The 18,675-nt window shown below is 34.1% G+C and carries 13 protein-coding genes; 4 read left to right on the top strand and 9 right to left on the bottom strand.

Going from position 1 to position 18,675, the window contains the following annotated elements:
- Positions 1–713 precede the first annotated feature (713 nt).
- Complete coding sequence (locus tag F6K18_RS15165; protein WP_124146119.1) at positions 714–899, top strand: hypothetical protein; 186 nt, start codon at positions 714–716, stop codon at positions 897–899.
- 239 nt (positions 900–1,138) lie between these two features.
- On the opposite strand, the gene argH is transcribed toward F6K18_RS15165, so the two are convergent.
- From argH to F6K18_RS15130, 7 genes are all read right to left on the bottom strand, one after another.
- The gene (argH, locus tag F6K18_RS15160; protein WP_287521941.1) at positions 1,139–2,527 is read right to left on the bottom strand and encodes an argininosuccinate lyase; all 1,389 of its coding nucleotides are present in this window, start codon (positions 2,525–2,527) and stop codon (positions 1,139–1,141) included.
- 161 nt (positions 2,528–2,688) lie between these two features.
- Complete coding sequence (locus F6K18_RS15155) at positions 2,689–2,886, bottom strand: hypothetical protein (RefSeq protein ID WP_287521940.1); 198 nt, start codon at positions 2,884–2,886, stop codon at positions 2,689–2,691.
- Positions 2,887–3,138: 252 nt separating this feature from the next.
- On the bottom strand, positions 3,139–4,566 hold the full coding sequence (locus tag F6K18_RS15150) for a PP2C family protein-serine/threonine phosphatase (protein WP_287521939.1): 1,428 nt from the start codon (positions 4,564–4,566) through the stop codon (positions 3,139–3,141).
- 1,355 nt (positions 4,567–5,921) lie between these two features.
- A complete protein-coding gene (gene ftsY / locus F6K18_RS15145) occupies positions 5,922–7,583 on the bottom strand; it encodes a signal recognition particle-docking protein FtsY (protein WP_287521938.1) in 1,662 nt (553 codons plus the stop codon).
- A gap of 1,793 nt (positions 7,584–9,376) precedes the next feature.
- Positions 9,377–10,000, bottom strand: coding sequence for a transcription antitermination factor NusB (gene nusB / locus F6K18_RS15140; RefSeq protein WP_287521936.1), 624 nt, complete (start codon positions 9,998–10,000; stop codon positions 9,377–9,379).
- Positions 10,001–10,145: 145 nt separating this feature from the next.
- The gene (locus tag F6K18_RS15135) at positions 10,146–10,325 is read right to left on the bottom strand and encodes a hypothetical protein (protein WP_287244680.1); all 180 of its coding nucleotides are present in this window, start codon (positions 10,323–10,325) and stop codon (positions 10,146–10,148) included.
- 1,024 nt (positions 10,326–11,349) lie between these two features.
- Positions 11,350–12,069 carry a DUF502 domain-containing protein gene (locus F6K18_RS15130; protein ID WP_287521934.1) on the bottom strand — a complete coding sequence of 240 codons (720 nt, stop codon included), beginning with the start codon at positions 12,067–12,069 and terminating at the stop codon, positions 11,350–11,352.
- A 1,691-nt stretch (positions 12,070–13,760) separates the two neighbouring features.
- On the opposite strand from F6K18_RS15130, the gene F6K18_RS36635 reads away from it, so the two are divergent.
- The 3 genes from F6K18_RS36635 to dnaG all read left to right on the top strand — a co-directional run bounded on the left by F6K18_RS36635 (position 13,761) and on the right by dnaG (position 16,283).
- Positions 13,761–13,838, top strand: coding sequence for a hypothetical protein (locus F6K18_RS36635; RefSeq protein ID WP_287244703.1), 78 nt, complete (start codon positions 13,761–13,763; stop codon positions 13,836–13,838).
- A gap of 122 nt (positions 13,839–13,960) precedes the next feature.
- Positions 13,961–14,131 carry a hypothetical protein gene (locus F6K18_RS15125; protein ID WP_287244685.1) on the top strand — a complete coding sequence of 57 codons (171 nt, stop codon included), beginning with the start codon at positions 13,961–13,963 and terminating at the stop codon, positions 14,129–14,131.
- A gap of 124 nt (positions 14,132–14,255) precedes the next feature.
- Positions 14,256–16,283 carry a DNA primase gene (gene dnaG, locus F6K18_RS15120; protein WP_287521932.1) on the top strand — a complete coding sequence of 676 codons (2,028 nt, stop codon included), beginning with the start codon at positions 14,256–14,258 and terminating at the stop codon, positions 16,281–16,283.
- A 592-nt stretch (positions 16,284–16,875) separates the two neighbouring features.
- On the opposite strand, the gene F6K18_RS15115 is transcribed toward dnaG, so the two are convergent.
- Entirely contained in the window at positions 16,876–17,100 is a 225-nt protein-coding gene (locus F6K18_RS15115; protein WP_287521931.1) for a hypothetical protein, read from the bottom strand.
- An 865-nt stretch (positions 17,101–17,965) separates the two neighbouring features.
- A complete protein-coding gene (locus F6K18_RS15110; protein ID WP_287521930.1) occupies positions 17,966–18,493 on the bottom strand; it encodes a pentapeptide repeat-containing protein in 528 nt (175 codons plus the stop codon).
- Positions 18,494–18,675: the final 182 nt, after the last annotated feature.

Below are 18,675 nucleotides of genomic sequence, written 5' to 3'. Positions count from 1 at the left end.
ACTAATAATACTTTTGCTAAAAACTCTAAATATGTTGATAGTTAAAAACGAAAAATCAAGCTTTTCAAACACATTTTACTTAAACAAATCAACTTGTTAAAAATAGTGGGATAGCTTCAATATTTATCGTGAACTTTGATGATTTTGATTATGTAGCGATCTCGAATCAGATGTGAGAATTTTACTATTCCCTAAAAGTCTAGAAGATAGTGGTTCTCATATTCATATAGATACAGTTTTTTCTTTCTTCTGTATTGCCAATATCTCATAATTCAGATAAAATTCCTATATACTTTGATATATTAGTAATTCCAGATAAAATATTTATTGCTGACTTTTTAGATTTATTTTTAGTAGGCAAATATTCAAGTCTTTGCTATAATAAAAAAACTGTCTAAAAATAAGCACCTTTGTTCTTGATCTCAATGTTGGTTGAAGACCCGCCCCCTTCATCCCCTATAGCCCCTATTTGAAAAGGGAAAATAAAAGGAGGCACGGGAAAACCTTAAGATTAATTGGTTTTCCCAACGGTGTGTTATAATTAGTGAGGCTGCTGGGCTAGCAGTTTCAGTCTGTGGAGCGACTGTAAGACCAAAAAAAGGTTTAGCCTTGGAGGCAGGTGCATAGAAGCAGAAACCTAAATTGCGAGGTTTAGGAATCCCGCTTTGTTGTTCAAGGACAAAGCAGGGAGTATGTCAATTAGTGAGGTAATAATGGCTAAACGCCGTAATCCAAAAAAAGAGAAAGCACAACGTAATCTGGCTTACGCACGTAAGTTTCGTAAGAAAAAAGGTACAGGTTTTTTTTCTAAGCGATATTCGTCTAAGTTTTCATCTAACAATAATGAAAATGGTAGTAACGAGCAAAATTCAGAAGAAACTGCTGCTGTAGATCAATAGTACATTTGACTGTTTAAGGTTCCAAGCGTTAACTAAGTCAAAAGTCAAAAGTAAGAAGTCAGAAGTTATTTTTGTAACGGGAATTTTGAGCAACCCTCCAAAAATATTTCGCCTTAAAAGGTGGGGTGACGCGACCCAATTATTTTGATGAATTTTGAGATGAATTTTGATATGTAAAATGTCAGACTCTAGATTTGAGTTGCCAAGTCTCAAATCTAGAGTCTGACAATTAAATAAAATTAAATTACAAATTTATGTTTGGCTGTAGCAATTTCTTTTTTTACTTGTTCAAAACCTGTACCGCCATAACTATTGCGTGCAGATACTACTTTTTCGGGAGCGATCGCCTCATAAATATCTGCTGCAAATTTTGGATGTAATTTTTGCCATTCTTCTAGGGTTAAATCTTTCAATAATTTATCAGTAGAAATACAAGTTTTCACAACTTTACCTACTAAATTATAAGCTTCTCGAAATGGTACGCCACGAGCTGCCAAATAATCGGCCACATCTGTGGCATTAGAAAAATCTTCTGAAACTGCTTCTGTTAAGCGATCGCTATTAAACTCTAAACCTTCATTGAGTAAAATTGTCATTGCTTCTAGACAACTTTTAACTGTTTTTATCGTATCAAATAAACCTTCTTTATCTTCTTGTAAATCCTTATTATATGTTAGTGGCAGTCCCTTCATTATGACTAACATACCTTGTAAATGACCAAAAACTCTGCCTGTTTTTCCCCTAACTAACTCTGGCACATCAGGATTTTTCTTTTGAGGCATAATACTAGAACCAGTCGCACAACTATCAGTTAAAGTAACAAACCTAAACTCTTCAGATGACCATAAAATTATTTCCTCTGCCAAACGACTTAAATGCACCATAATTATACTAGCTGCACAGAGAAATTCAATAGCAAAATCTCGGTCACTTACCCCATCCAAACTATTAGCATAAGGCTTTTCAAACTTTAATAATTCAGCAGTATAGTGTCTATCTATAGGAAAAGTTGTACCTGCTAAAGCACCACAACCAAGAGGAGAAACATTCACTCGGCGATAAACATCTCCTAGTCGTTCCCAGTCTCTTTCAGCTTTGTGAAAATAAGCCAAAAGATGATGAGCTAAACTCAAAGGTTGTGCCCTTTGTAGATGAGTATAACCAGGAATTAAAGTTTCTATATTAGACTCAGCTAACCCCAATAAAGATGATTGAAAATTTCTTAATAAAGCCCTAATTTGCTGAATTTCTGATCGTAAATAAAGTCTCGTATCAGTTCCTACTTGGTCATTTCTCGACCTAGCTGTATGTAATTTTTTACCTATATCCCCAGTAATTTCTGTAAGCCTTTTTTCCACAGCAAAGTGAACATCTTCCGCATCTACATCCGGGTGAAATTTTCCTTCTCGATACTCTTGACGAATTTGTTCTAAACCCTTAACTAACTTTTCACCTTCTTCTGCGGAAATAATACCTGTTTTAGCCAACATTTTTGTATGAGCTACCGAACCAGTAATATCGTACTCAATCAATTCAATATCAAAACTAATACTGGCATTAAATTTAGCTATAGTAGGATGCAATGCCTTTTCAAATCTTTTGCTCCAAGTTTGTTTATCTTGCGTCATTTTGCAGATTTTTTTTCTATTTAACTCTATTCAGATGTTAGGTTTTATAGCAGTCGAAGGAAAGGTTAGGACATATCAAAAGCTCAAAACTCAAACATCGCAAGCTTTTTCTTTCTTCTTTCTTCTTTCTTTCTTCTTCCTTCTGCTATAATAGTTAGCAATTAAGGCAAAATACTCTTAACCATCCAACCAATAACTAGACCAACTAATAGTGCCCATAATTGACCACATTCTATAAAGTTGCTCCAAGCTTTTTGCACATCAGACCATAAGTTTACATCAACTTGTTGAGCCAAAAGTTGGCAACTAGACAATATTTTTATTTCCAACAAATCTAGAATATTAGCGTTATAAATCATCGGGGTAAAACCTGGTGTACTTGTGGAAATTACATATAAGTATTTCCTGCGGAATGCTGCGCAAACAGCTATTAGTTGTCAGATATCAGCAAAAGCAGAGGGTTTTAATGAATATAGACTGTTTTAGCCAGCTTTTATAGTTAAGTATAAATTCCGACTCAATTAGTAAAGCTTTTATATAAAACTAAAAGCAATAGCTGATGGCTGATAGCTGACGGCTGAATGCTTACAATTATATTAATAATCATATATTTATTCTTCTGTAGAATATTTTACTCTCATCACCACTAGAGTCATATCATCTGGATTATGGTTTCCTTCACCAACAAATTGTTTTACTTGAGCAAATAGGTAGTCTAATATTTCTTGTGGTTCTCGGTAATTTTGACACGCAAACTTGAAAGCTTCACTCAATTTAATATCATCATAACGATCACCATTTTGATTAGCTGCATCTGTAAACCCATCTGTATAATAAATAATAGTATCTCCTGGATTGAGTTTAACTTGTGCTTCATGGTATTCAGGGTCTACTTCTAAACCAACTAACATTCCCAAAGTATCTAACTGTACAATAGACTTACTAGCAGCTTGCCACAACATTGGAGGATGATGGGCCGCATTGCTATAGGACAAAATGCGGGTTTCTGGATCGTACTCTGAATAAAACAAAGTCACAAACCTATGAGAACTGTCCAGGTCAGCATACATTACTTGGTTCAAATGCTGTAGTACTCGTGCTGGTGAGTGGCGGTTTAATACCTCAGCTCTCAACATTCCTCTAGTCATAGTCATAATTAAACCAGCAGGTACACCTTTGCCCATGACATCTCCAATCACAATACTCCAGCGACAGGGTTGCTGTGTTTTGTTTTTGGAATTCAACTGGTCGTAGTTGGAGGGGATAAAATCATAATAGTCTCCTCCGACTCGGTTTGCTGTTTGACAACGAGCAGCAAGGGTAATACCAGGAATTTCTGGACATTCTGGAGGCAATAGTTGCAGTTGAATTTCTGCTCCTATTTCTAGCTCTCTGTCCAAACGTTCCTTTTCTCGTAAGGATGTAGCTAGTTCATCATTAGCAATAGCTACTGCGGTCTGGTCTGTTACTAGACGAATTAATTTTTGTCTAGCTGGTGTCCAGATATATTCTGGGTCGTGACTAAATACATATAGACGACCTCGTTCTGAGTTATTTACTAGAATTGATGCCCCAAATAATTGAACATCATTGCCTAGGTAGTTACTAACTTGATAGTCCAAACTAGCGGTTTGAATTGAGATTTCTTGTAGTTCTGCGGGTAAGGTTGTTTCTGTAATAAATTGACGAGTTGCTACTTCTAATGCCTGGCGAATATCTTGACATTGGCGACCTTCTTGGCAGTGTAGTTGTTGGAACCTCACTTGACCATTGGGTTTAAATAATACCAGTGCTCCTCCATCAGCATCGGTTACTCGACAACCAATTAGAGGAATCAATTCTAGAAACTGATTTAGATTATTGAAGCTACGCAAGGCAAAGCCAAGCGAACTTAATAAATCATTAACATTTTGTTGTTCTTTGTGTAAACGGGCCACCATTTGTTTGAGAGCATATACTGATGTTATTGGTGAAGATGTCTCACTGGTAGTTTGGTTTGTTGGTTCAGGGTAGTTTCGATGTACTGGCACTATAGTCATTTGTTTGATATATAGATTTGATTTACTTAAAGTTTGTTGATGTTTGATGGTTAGTTATACATTTTTAACTCAAGTTTTGACAAATTTTGGTTTCTCTAGTTGGTGTTATCTTGTCTGTGTCTTGTTTTGCTAAGAGTTTTGATTTGAGCTATTTGCTTTGGTGCTATGACTTTCTTGAGTTTGATTTTTTTTAGATAAAATTTTATTCCCTCAATTTAGGATATTTAGTCTATTAATTTATCCACAATATCTTCAGGATAAATTCCTAAGTAAACTAAATTTTATAGTTTCAATATTTGATTTTTTGTAAGCATTTCCTGCGGAATGCTGCGCAAACAGCTATTAGCTGTCACCTCGACCGCAACAAGACTCTCTCCTTAAGAACAGTGTTTAAATTAATATAGACTTTAAGGGCAAGGGAACCAACTTTTGTAGTAAGACAATTAAATATTGCTTTGATTGTAAACTAAAAGCAATAGCTGATAGCTGATAGTTGATGGCTGACGGCTAAATGCTTACGATTTTTCAACCATAATTATAAAATTATCAGCTCAAAATAAATGCTGAATTTATGTTTTTTTTATCTAATGTGTATCTTTTTCATAGATGATATTTGAAATTATTGATTTTTGCTTGAATTACTATTTTTGTAAATTTTATGCTGAATTTTTCTTGCTATTGGGAAATTTTTAGTTCCAATTTGAGCCAATAATATTACAAAATAAGTATATTTTTTTGACCAATATAAAATGATATTAAGCATCACTACTATAATTTTAATTAATATTCAATATTTGATTTTTTCTAGGCTTCGTATATATATACATAGAAGTTGAAGCATTCGTATATATATACATAGAAGTTGAAGCAAAGGTTAGGACAGTTCAAAAGTTTAAAACTCAGACAACATAAGATTTTTCCTTCTTCCTTCTGCTATAAATATTATTTTTTAGATGAAGAGCAAACAATAATTAAGGTTCAGTTACCAAACAATAATTTTGTCTATCTCAGTTTTTTTCAGCGTCAAAGTATGAATAATATTGCTGCTATATTGATTTTTTCCCACAGCTAGATTTTAAGTTATTTTTCATACTAATTATTACTAGATACTGAAAAAAATATCAACATTTAGCTTGATTATTTTTATTTCTTGTAGTTTCAAGTAAATTTCAAGGATGATTCTTAATTCAAAAAATATCCTCAACACACTAACCTAATATAGGAAAATCAAAATTATATAGTTTGATACTCCCGCCTTAATTACTTTTACACTTCTACCGAAAAATACATCCGTTTTTTCACTACTACTACTGCTATATCCTTACCAATATTCAACAGTTAAGAGTGATAAATCTCTAACCACTTAGAAGAGCTTCAACAAACTCATAACTAGAAAATGGACGGAGGTCTTCTAGACTTTCTCCCACACCAATAAAACGAATCGGTAGACCTAGTTGCTTGACAACAGCTAGTGCAACACCACCCTTAGCAGTTCCATCAAGTTTTGTCAAGACTACTCCGCTAAGTTTAGCAGCTTTTGCAAATACTTCTGCTTGCCGTAAACCATTTTGACCAAGTGTAGCATCTAAAACCAGTAGAGATTCCACCACTGCATCTGGTGCTTTTTTCTGCACTATGCGGTGGATTTTACTAAGTTCGTCCATCAAATTTTTCTTGTTTTGTAGTCTTCCAGCAGTGTCCACCAGTAATAATTCTGTATTTCTGACTTGAGCTGCTACTATAGCATCAAACACTACCGCTGCTGGGTCAGTATTCTTACCAGGATTAGCAATTACTTCTACTTCACTCCGTTGTCCCCAAATTTTTAACTGTTCTACTGCTGCTGCTCGAAATGTATCTGCTGCTGCAATTAAACATCTGTAGTTTGACTTAGTAGCTAAATGAGCAATTTTACCGATAGTTGTGGTTTTACCTGCCCCATTTACACCATTAACCAGCCAAATATTCAAGGTATCCTTTTCTGGGACAAAAGTTAAGTTGTAGGCAGGACTAATTGTTTCAGCATCTTTGAATGGCTGATCTAGGATATCTCTTAAAATGCTTTTCAGATAGGCGATCGCTTCTTCTGGGGGTAAAACTTCTTCACGCAATTTATTTTGTAGGGTTTCTATAACTAAGTCTGTTGCTTCTACTCCTACATCAGCTTGCAGTAACATTGACTCTATTTCCATCACCGCATCTTGATTTAGCGGTCCTTGGCCAACAATTGCCCGTAATTGATTGAGTAAGTTGCGTCGGGTTCTGTCTAAACCTTTTCGTAATTTCGTGAGCCAAGAAATTTCTTCCACAGAAACTTGATCTGGGCGACGTCCTTGAGCAGCTAAAATTTCTGCTGACCAGAGAAATGCTTCATCAAGTATTAGGGGGTCTATTTCTTCTAGTTCAGTTTCTACAGTTGTTTTCTGAAGAGTTTCTGGTTCTGGTTCTTCTATGGCAGTTTCTTTGAGACGTTCTACCCTTGCTTGTCTTTCTGCTTGAGCCTTAGCCCAGAAAGGTAGTTGTTCTGATGTTTGAGTTTCTTCAACAATTGAATCTGGCTTGACTTGAGTTTCTGCTTCGGTTGGTTTTGTTTGGCTAGAGGGGGTTTCCTCTACTATTGGAACTGGTTTAACCAGGGTATCTGTTTCTGTGGATTCTGTTTTTTCTGCTGCAATATGCTCTATTATTGGAAGAGGATTTGATATGATTGGCTCGTTTTTTGTCTCTGTTGAGGGTGTTTCACTTTCTGGCTTTTCCTCTACATCAGAAGTGTCTGTAGCGATTTGAGATTCTTGTGAATCATTTTTTTTCTTTTCTTGAAGATTTTTGTAAGCTGCTTTAGCCCAACTCAAATAATCTTCTGTTGTCTGTCCTGACTCTTCTGTTGATTTTGCTTGTGATTCAACTTTATCTTCTACCTGTTCTTTCTGTTCTTTTTCAACTTCAGGTTTAGATGTGTCTTTTGAAGTTTTGTCTGAGCTGTCATTATATTGACGACGGAACCAATTAAAAACCATATTTATTTTAGATATTACTATTTTAAATAGTCTATTTTATACTGAGTTGGGTTCAACCATCGCATAATTACAGAACTTTTTGTTTGAGTAAACCACAAAATATTTTGGGGTTATTTTCCAGACTTATAGTTTATCCATTGGAAAATTGCTGTCAGATATTTGTGAATATCCAAACTCAATAACCTGCTTTGTGGAAACCATAAATTATTTCCTTATTGATTAATTACAGCAGATTTCAGGTAAATGAGGTACACATAAGAATGATAAAGTTTTTCCAGTGTAGGCATCTTGCCCGCGACTGGTGTACCTTACTAATATGAAATACCCTGTCAACTACTTGTAACTCAAATTATGCACGTCAATTTCTCACATAAATAAAAAGTACCACAAACATCAGTTGGTTGCTAATATCATTGATCTTTAAATACCCACAATAAAAATTTTAGAGAATAGGAAACACCGGTTCTGGGAATAGGGATAAATTTATCAGAGAAAACATTTTTACTATGACTAATTAATCAGACTCTAACTAAGTACTTATAGTCTATAATTCATCATAATTTAACTTAGACAAAAGCCAATAAAAATTGAATAACTTAAGCATAAATACTTTGTAAAACTAGATAATTAAAGCTTGCTGATTAAATCTAAAAGTACTGATATATAGATGTGCAAGGTTTTTCCCTTAAGCTGGAAATGCGAGCATTTTGAGTAGATAACAGCAGAAAAATGTAGGAAAAATTGTTCCGACTACATTTTCTGTGATATCAAATTGATAAGTATTTGCTACAAAAAGCTAGGGTATTTCTTAGTCCTCAGGTAGGGAAGCAGTTGGTAGGGAAACGTACAGAATGAATAGTTTCTATGCCTTTTCTTAGTTCATAAATTATTTTGTTGGTCAAAGGGATATATCCTAGAAAGTCATTTTCTCGCACTTATTATTCGTAACATTATTGAGGGCTTGCTGATTAAAGATAAAAGCATTGACTGATATTGGTTTTAGCATTTTTTGGTCTAAAAAAGTACCAGCTTTTCAGTGGAAAGAGCTGCATAAAGCTAGTATTTTGGGATGATTATGGCAGAAAAATCAAGGGAAAATTCTTACTCCTACCTCCTCGCTCCCGATCCATTCCTCCTGTCTCCTGTCTCCTACCCTCACCCATAAGACTTTTTCAGCAAACCCTATTTATTTTAAATTGCTATAATACCTAAAACATTTAGGAATAAATTCCTTGACTCTCGATCCAGTTAATTTTTTTGTCAGATAGGACTTAGGTAAATACAGTTCAGTTACAGCAGTTTTGGAGTTGATGAGGTACAAAGTTTTATGAGTTTAGCGAATAGGAAATAGCAAATAGAGATTAGTATTAAACTGCACCTCACTTTTAGGAAATAGGGAATAGAGATTAATATTAAGCCGTACTTCTCGCTTCCTCAAAAGTGCTGTAAGAATTTTTTAGCAGTTATGTAAAGAGAATTTATGACCTAAAAACTGGTATTGAAGCTATTCATTCTAACTCGGTCTTCCTAAGTCGTGAATTCCAAGAAATACCCTAACTATTTGTAGCCAACATTTATCAATTTGGTATTAATTTGAGTGTAGCACTATAGTTTTTTTACATAATTACTGTCAAAGCAAAGACCTTAATTTTAACTTTTGACAACTATATCTATAATATAGCAATCGAAGCAAAGGTTAGAACAGATCAAAAGCTTAAGACTCAGACAACATAATACTTTTTCTTCTTCCTTCTTCCTTCTTCCTTCTTCCTTCTTCCTTCTGCTATAACTCTTCAAGCTAAACTAATTTTATTTAGCACTCTTCGCAATACCCCATTAATAAATCTATATCCATCTTCACTACTGTAACGCTTGGCTAATTTTACAGCTTCATTAATTGCAACTTGTTCTTGAATGCCAATAAACATCATTTCTACCACTGCAATTCTGAGAATATCTATATCTATTCTAGGCAAACGTTCTATTTGCCAATCTACTATTGATTCTCTCAATAAATTATCAATTTCCTCTTTATTATCATTCACTTTTGTCAAAATTTCTAAAGCATACTTGCGAACTTCTAATTGATTAGTTAGTTGAATTAGTTCTGGTAATTCGACAGCAGTGCCAATACGATTAATTGCCGTTTGGCCTAACTCCACTGCTTCGTGGACCATCGAACTTGCACTTTGAACATCACTAGCACTAATTTGACTATTGAGAAGGCGATCGCTCCCTCTCTGTAATTCTGCTGCAGCAGTTTCTAAAATATCTTGGACTTCAGCTCTGAGAGTCCTAACTGCTGCTAGTATGACTTCTTGAAGTTGCTTTTTTTCTAGACTGCCTGAATTTGTTGGTAATTGACTGAGACCAAGCAGAGCTAGTTCGCGAGCTGTGGAGCGAGGAGCTTTGTTCATCTTAAATAGTTGCTGAAGACCTACACTATAATTTTTAATTTAGTGCCACGAGGAAAGCAACCAGCAAATAAATTACTTTCCTCTATTAACTTAAAACAAACTTAATTATTCTCCTTCAGTGCCATTAAACTTTTTCTTTTTCCTTCTAACTTTTGGTTGTACTTTGCTTTGTAATACTAACGCCAACAGTAGTTAGCTCAGAAGTATCAAATATACTAAGTTGAACTGGTAAAGTTAAAACCTCAACTACTTTCTTGAGAAAATCAGTAGTTTTCTGTTTGACCAATTCACTGAAATTATAAGTATAACCATCTATTTCATGCAAGTGTTTACCGAATAATTAAAGTTTAAAGCCTCTCCTTTAGCGGTGGAGGGATGGCTCCGAAACCTGTGCTGTCCGACCATCGACCAAGAGAAAAAAATTTTTTCATGATTAGTCAATCCTCTTCTTTTCAAGGAGAGGTAATTGTTAATAATTAAGAATTAATTATTAATTGTTGAAAATACTTATAATTAATTCCTTGGACTGTTTCAGTTTAAGTTTTAATATTGAATTTTCCAGTTTTTATAACAGCAACTCGACTAACATAAGTACCAATTTTTTACCGAATAATTAAGGTTTAAAGCCTCTCCTTTAAAGGAGAAAAAAGCGGTCGTTAGCGCAGCTTCCCGAAGGGTGGGATGGCTTTAGCGGAGCGGGTCTGCAAGAACGGCTCTCCTCGCTGGCCGACCATCGACCAAGAAAAGAAAAAATTTTCATGATTAGTCAATCCTCTTATTTTCAAGGAGAGGTAATTATTAATTATTAATTATTAATTATTAATTGTTGAACTTTGGTTACTATAGCTTTAACAGTATCTCCGGTTTGGAAGCTATAGAATGATTTCTTTCTAAGTTTGGCTTTAGTTCTAGGAAAAACATATTTATGTGGCTTAACCATTTGTCTACTACCTCTACGCCATTGCTTTAATTATTAATGGTTGATAATTACAAATATTCAAAGTATCTGGAGTAGAAGTACCAACACAAGCTGCAACTGAATTTATATTTAACATTTAAAAATCTCCTATTACTAGGGTAATATCCAACTACCAAATGTTATTTAAGCTTTTAAGACTAACTACACTTTCAATACCCAAATAGAATATTTAATAGTTAGTGATAGAGCTACAGACTGTTGAAACATCTGAAGGTCGCCCTCGCTTAAATAACGTAGTAAATTAATACTTAGGCGGGTCAACTAAGACTTAATAAAGACTGGCTTTACCAAGGCAAAATTATATTCTAAATATTCTCAGAATTACTGTTGGGTCGTTGACAGTTTTTGATAGCCTTTCATTATCAGTCGTTCAATCCTCTTCAGTGGAAAATTTTTGATAGTCTTCCCTATCTAAAAGTAGAGGTTTGAGTCGATCATTTGAATTTTTTTCTGGACGTACTGATTGATTTGGAGTTACTATTCCACCTGATATGAGAACTTTAAACGCATCTTCCACTGACATTGAAATGTTAAGCACATCTTTTTCTGGCACTATAGCATACCAACCAGATGTAGGGTTAGGAGTAGTTGGAATAAAAAGACTTAGCATTGAGTCTCCTAGATGAGATTTAATTTGACTACTAATCGTACCAGTGACAAAAGCTATAGTCCAAACTCCCTGACGTGGATATTCTACAAGTACCACACGGCGAAATTTTTCGTTAGAATCCTTGAGTAGAGTTTCTAAGATTTGTTTGAGAGTGCCGTAAACTGACCCTGCAAATGGAATAGCTTGTAGTATTCGCTCGCCTACATCTAATAACCATCTTCCAGCAATATTTCTAGCCATTAACCCAATCACTAGAATACTTAGCAATGGTACTGCTAGTCCTACTAAGAAATTTAGTAGGCCCACTAAAGCTGGGTGTAAACCATCGAAGGGGTTGATTTGCTTGGGGATCTTTGTCAAAAAATCTATTACCCACCGAGCAATAGTTATGGTCAACCAAATTGTTGTAGCTAATGGTATGACTACCAGTAAGCCTGCAATTAGGTCGTTTTTTAAATCCTGCCTTATGCGTTGGAACACTGTTTACCCATTTCCTCGTAAATTGCTAGATATTTTTTGATCTAGCTTGAAACCAATTTTTTTTAATTTAATATTTATAGTTTTTATTCTGAATACTTACAATTATTAACAACTGTCAAGAATTGTTGCAAATGTAAATTAAAATCAAAATTGAACTGATTTTAATCATCCAAAATATTTAGATATATTTTCTACCACTTGTCCACAAGAATAATCGGACTGAGAGCCGTGGCTGATTTCCAGATGATATTGGATAAATTTATATGGTAAAACAATTTGTCTCTTTTTCTCAACTGTAGACTTCGCCACATAAGTGACAGGGATCAGGAGCAATAGAAGATAAAAGGACGAAAGGAAAAAAGATTTAATATTGACTTTTGCAAAAGCTCTTCTTTCCAGTAGTTCTATTTAAGTTGTAAATTTTTGCTAGGCAGAATAGAACTGAGATATATATGAAAGATATATAGAATTTACATTTAAGAGAGAACAAAGAATAGGGGAAGATGATTGATAGATAAATTTTTTTGTAGTCAAAAATCATCATCTATGTTTACGCCTAAAATGGAAATACTATAGTTGTCATAAGTTGTCATATAATAGGTTTTGAACAAATTTTAGTTATCTAAATACAGAGAGTTACTTATCTTGCTCTGTAGCTAATATTTATCTTCTATCTAGGATAGCTATATATCTTTCAACTAGAGAAATTCAGAATTATGGATGAGAATTTTATGACTTCAAGGTTCCCTATTCCCTATTCCTTAAAAGTCTAAAATATTTCACAATTCAAAGAAAATTGCTATAGCATTTCTCAATTTACTGAGGTACAGTTGTTTTTCTTATTTTCTATTTCCTGTTTCCCGAATTACTACTCCCTGCTCCCTACCTTGCAAGGGTATATTTTTGACAATTAAGGGATAACGCGGGTCAGGCAAATTAGACAAAAGGGTAAAGTGGACAAGTTAAGCATAAATACATTCAAACTCATAATATAGCCCTGGGCGCAGGCAACAGGCAACAGCTCCGGAAAGCAACAGGCAATAGGGGGAATAAAAATCTGTTTGCGCAGCATTCCGAAGGAATAATATAAGACTTTTAGCTATTGGACAATTCCTACAATTTGTAAATATGCCAGCGCACATTGCTATATCTACGCTTTTTTCTTCCAAGTCTAGTCGCAACCAGAAAGTCAAAAACTTACCCTTGTGAGCTACTCCCTACTCCATAAAACAAATGAATTTTGTCCCCTCACTTCTGATAGGAAATGCTATAAGCTTAAATTGGTATAATTAAAAACTAGAAACGGAAAAAACAAGAAGAAATATGCCAGGCAAAAATAATCTCACATCAGCTCAGAAATAAAAACTGCAAAAATCTCTAAAAAGAGAAGAAAATGGAGATATTAGAGAAAGAATTCTGATGATTACTAAATGATGGAAAAACACAACAAGAGATTGTTGAATTTATCGGTTGCTCAAAGAAGAAAGTATGTTACTGGTGCGTCCATGGAGATCCAGATAACCTAGAGAGTCTCAAAGATGAAAGAATGAAAGGTAATCATCAAAAAGCTACAGAGAAATATATAGAAACATCATTAAATATAGTCGAAAAAGAACCTCAAGAACTAGGATGATGAATTAAGGCTATGGACAACCAAAAGATTACCAAAATACTTAGAGGATACAACAGGAATTAACTTAAGTAGTTCGCAAGTGAGGAGAATATTAGAAATAAAAAAGTACGTTTACCTTTGGGCAAAATGTAGCTGAAAATTCCAACAAAATCCTCACAATAGAAAAGCATTCAAAAAAAATAGAAGAGTATTTTAAGAATAGAAAAGGAAAAGCCTAAGGGTATTCAGGTATGGTTTTAGGACAAAAGTGGATTTAGTTTGAGAGTAATCATTAGAAAAAATTGGTGTAAAAAAGGGCGAATAAAAAAAGTTAGAGGAGACCGAAGAAAAGAGAGAATAAATGTGATGGGAGCCTTGGGGTATTCAGATAAAAAAAGATTCGTGGATTTTCTCAAAATAAGCAATAGCCAAAGTTTTTATGAAGTCTGAAAAATGTTTAATGAATAGCAAATCAATAAAATAAAGGCAATGCCATTATCACAGTTTAAATGCCAAACAGATTACAGATCACAAATCCTCAAAATCATTGACAATCAATTATTTAATAAATTCTATGAATAATTTTCGTTTTCATCAAGATACTATTACAGAAGTGAAGGAAAGAGCTGACATTTATGATGTTATATCAGAGCATATTGTCTTAAAAAAGCGAGGTAAAGATTATGTAGGATTATGCCCTTTTCATGAAGAAAAAACTCCTAGCTTTACTGTTAGTACCAGCAAACAAATGTACTACTGTTTTGGCTGTGGTGCAGGTGGTAATGCTTTGAAATTTATGATGGAAGTTGGTAAGTCTTCTTTTAGTGATGTAGTGTTAGATTTAGCCAGACGTTATCAAATACAAATTAAAACGGAATCACCAGAAAATAGACAAGAGTTTCAACGTCAAATTTCTCTGCGGGAACAACTTTATGAAATTTTGGCAATGGCTAATAGTTTTTATCAACACGCTTTGAGACAGTCCCAGGGAAAAATTGCTTTAGAGTATTTAAAATTTTCACGTCAAATTACAGAAGAAACTATTCAAAAATTTCAACTGGGTTACGCTCCTAATGGTTGGGAAACTATTTATGGTTATTTGGTGGAACAAAAAGGTTTTCCTGCAGAATTAGTGGAGAAAGCAGGATTAATTTTACCTAGAAAATCAGGTAATAGTTATTACGATAGATTTCGCGATCGCTTGATGATTCCTATTAATGATGCGCAAGGTAGAGTTATTGGTTTTGGTGGGAGAACTTTGAGTGATGAACAACCTAAATATTTGAATTCTCCTGAAACTGAATTATTTGATAAGGGTAAAATTTTATTTTGTTTGGATAAGGCAAAAACTGCTATTTCAAAACAGGATAAAGCTGTGGTTGTGGAAGGATATTTTGATGCAATTGCTCTCCATGCTGTGGGAATTAATAATGTTGTTGCTTCTCTAGGTACGGCATTAAGTTCTATTCAAATTAAACAACTTTTACGTTATACAGAGTCTAAACAAATTATCTTAAATTTTGATGCCGACCGAGCGGGTATTCAAGCTACTGACCGGGCAATTGGAGAAATAGAAAATCTTGCTTATAGTGGGGAAGTTCAACTGCGAATATTGAATATTCCTGATGGGAAAGATGCTGATGAATATTTGCAAAATTATTCTGCTGAAAAGTATCAGGAATTATTAGAAAATTCTGCTCTATGGATTGACTGGCAAATTCAAAATATTGCAGCAAATAAAAATTTTATTTTAGCTGATGAGTATGGTCAAGTAACTCAACAAATGATTAAAATTTTAACGAAAATAACTAACGATAATCAGCTTACTTATTATCTTCAATATTGTGCAGATATTTTGAGTCAAGGAGATTCTCGGAGGGTTTCATTACTTACTGAAAATTTGTTGAACCAAGTTGTTACTCATTGGAAAAAGCTTTTAGCAGAGAACAAGTTTTTATCAGCACCATTGCTAGTAGCAAAACAGTTAAAATATTATCGACACAATAGTATAAATTTCACTCAGGGAAAAAATAATAATTTACAGAAAGTTTTATCTCCACCTACAGAACCTAATTTATTAGAAGAAGCAGAATATTTATTACTGCGTATTTATTTACATTGCCCGAAATATCGCCAAGATGTGAAAGATGCAATGGAGGCTAGAGATTTACAGTTTAGTTTGTCTCACAATCGATTTTTGTGGAAACAAATTATTGATGTAGAAAATATGTCTGAATATCAAATTACTGACTCAGATGATTTAATTTCAAAATTACAAGATAGTTGTTTAGACGCTCCAGATAAACTATCGGAAGTAGAGCATCTTTTTTATTTAGATGAAAAGCCAAATAGAAATATTCTTAGAGCGCCTTTAGAAATTCGTTCTGCCATAGCAACTATCGAATTAATTATGTGTAGAAAACGTCGTAGCACTGTTTTAAGTATGTGGCAAAATACTGATTTATCGACAGACTTTGAATTGGCTAAAAAGTATCAAGAAAAATTCTATTCAGAATCAGAGTGGATTCAGGAACTGGAGAGATTAAGAAGCACCACTATCTATGATTTAATACAAGTACCTTTAGGCGAATTAGCTAACTAAAAAAATCAAGCGTTGGTAATGCGTGGGTATGATTGTGCTTTAATGGCAATTGTCTAACTATTAACTGAAAAGCATTTTATATTTCGCTAAATTTAGGTTTCATCGCTTGATTCACCAACGCCAAAATTCCTGATACCAATTTGATGTGAAGCTGTACAAAATAATGTTTTGATTTTATAGCAATTGAAGGAAATGTACGGACATATTAAAAGCTGATAGGAGTCAAAGCAAAGAGCGCGGACATAATAGACCTCTCCAAAAAAAAATAAAATCAATTCTTATCCGTAAGTTATCAATTACTTCTCCCTATTCCTTATTGCCTCTTTTCTGGAGATGTCTAATAGAGAAAAATTATCTAGGAAAGATTATGCCTGCTCCTTATAGCTACGACTTAAGACAAAAAGTTATTGATGTTAAGAAATCCCACGTTGTAGCGTAAGCGCAATTTCGGGAGGATGTCAATGGTTTCCCATTAAAAACTCAGTCAGAAAGTCAGAAGCAACAATAGAAGATTTTCCTATGGAGAGTTGATGATGCTGTTCGCTTAGCTTAACGTCCGTGCCCTTTGCTTCGACTGCTATACTATGAATAATTAGGGTTTGCTGATTAAATATCGCGCGTATTGACTGGTATTAGTTTGAGCAATTTTAGGTCTGGAGGGGGTGCGAGGTTTTAGGTGGTAATGGTTCAAAAATTCAGGATTTTGGTCAAGAGTTGAGCAGAACAATCTTGGGACAAAACGCCCGCTCCTACCTCCTCTAAGTACCCATTTATCCTGTCTCCTGTCTCCTGTCTCCTGTCTCCTACCCTCACCCATAAGACTTTTTCAGCAAACCCTAATTAATAAAAACATGATTCATTTTAATAAGCACCTACGCAGAGCGAATCATTTGTTATCAATATACATCAAAATTGGCTGAGAAGCAAAAACTCTGTATTTATTGCATATCAAGACTTGTAGCGTTTATGAAAAGGTTGCTCATACAGGCACAAAATTGCGATTTTTCGCTAAAATTTGGCTTTCGATAGCTCATTTCAACTTTTTTTGTCAAAATTAGTTTAAATTATAAATATGTTAATTAATTAAGTATAAGTTTAATTAATATTAAATTATTTGATAGTCTTATAGCGCTATGGGCAAGACAAAAGTCAAAAATAATCTATAATTGAGTTAGATCATTTAGAAATGTCCTAATCTTGGCTTCGATGGCTATAAAACTCAGATAACACAAAATTATTCCTTCTTACTTCTGCTATACAAGATACAAGAAATAACAAGGAATAATAGGTCTAAAAATCAATAAATTTTCTCATATTCCTAGGGCTATACTAAAGTATTAATTGATGAGATTAACGGCGTAACTTATACAGTGTTTGTCAGATAAATATCAAAAACATAGGGTACGAAGCGTGTGAAATAACGCACTATCCTCCAGCACATGGTCAAGTGTAAAACCGACCGTAATTCCAGAAATGGTAAGCATACTGTCACACACCCTATCTAATCTTTTTTACTACAACTATTGAATTATTGTGTGGTTATCTATCTAATAAAATACCAATCAAAAATAGGATTTACTCCCATATATTGAAAATAAAAAAGGGAAGATCGAAATAAATGTACTTAACTTTTACTTCTGCTCATTCCCTCTGCCTGATTACTTCAAATCAAGCCAATAAAATTAATCACAAAAGAGCGTATCTCTTGTGTTATTACCTGTAATAGGATTCGTACCTTGAGCTATTTTACATAGCTCCTTTTGAGTATCTGCTCGTAAAAAAGCATCTGTAAAATCTGCTCCATCAATAATTGCACCACGGAATTGAGTATGAAAAGCAAAAGCACCCTCTAAAATAGCATTAGTCAAATTTGCTTTGTTAAAAATTGCATTATCCAAAGTAGAATAGCTTAAATTAGCTCCTTCTAAATTAGCTCCTTCTAAATGAGCGCCAAACAAACTAACACCACTTAAATTTGAATTACTGAAGTCACTTTTACGCAGAATAGATTTAGTAAATGAATCATCAGTTAAGTCTCGACCAGAAAAATCTACACCCACTAATATTTGCTTGTTATACTCATCAGCTAGAGTGAGTGTCGGGTTAGTAAATATTAAGGCAGTTATTGCCCCAATAGTAATGAGATATACTATTAGTGAAAAGACGAAGCTGACTAAAATTTGGGAAGTTTTTTGTTGTCTAAAATTCATGCTACTTCTGTCTAATTTACTCCAGGCAGTCCATAACCATAATAAGAAGAATAAACCAAAATGAGCTTTTCTTGATCACAACGTTGGTTGGAGAGCCACGCTCTCCGGCCTGTGGGAGCTTCCTTCGCGAAAACCAATCAATATTGATACCTCACACACAATTATAGCAATCAGGAATCAGT

The organism is Okeania sp. SIO2C2, from assembly GCF_010692625.1.
Classification (GTDB): domain Bacteria; phylum Cyanobacteriota; class Cyanobacteriia; order Cyanobacteriales; family Microcoleaceae; genus Okeania; species Okeania hirsuta.
Note: the sequence above shows the minus strand (reverse complement) of the source record. Positions and strands in the feature narration are given on the sequence as shown.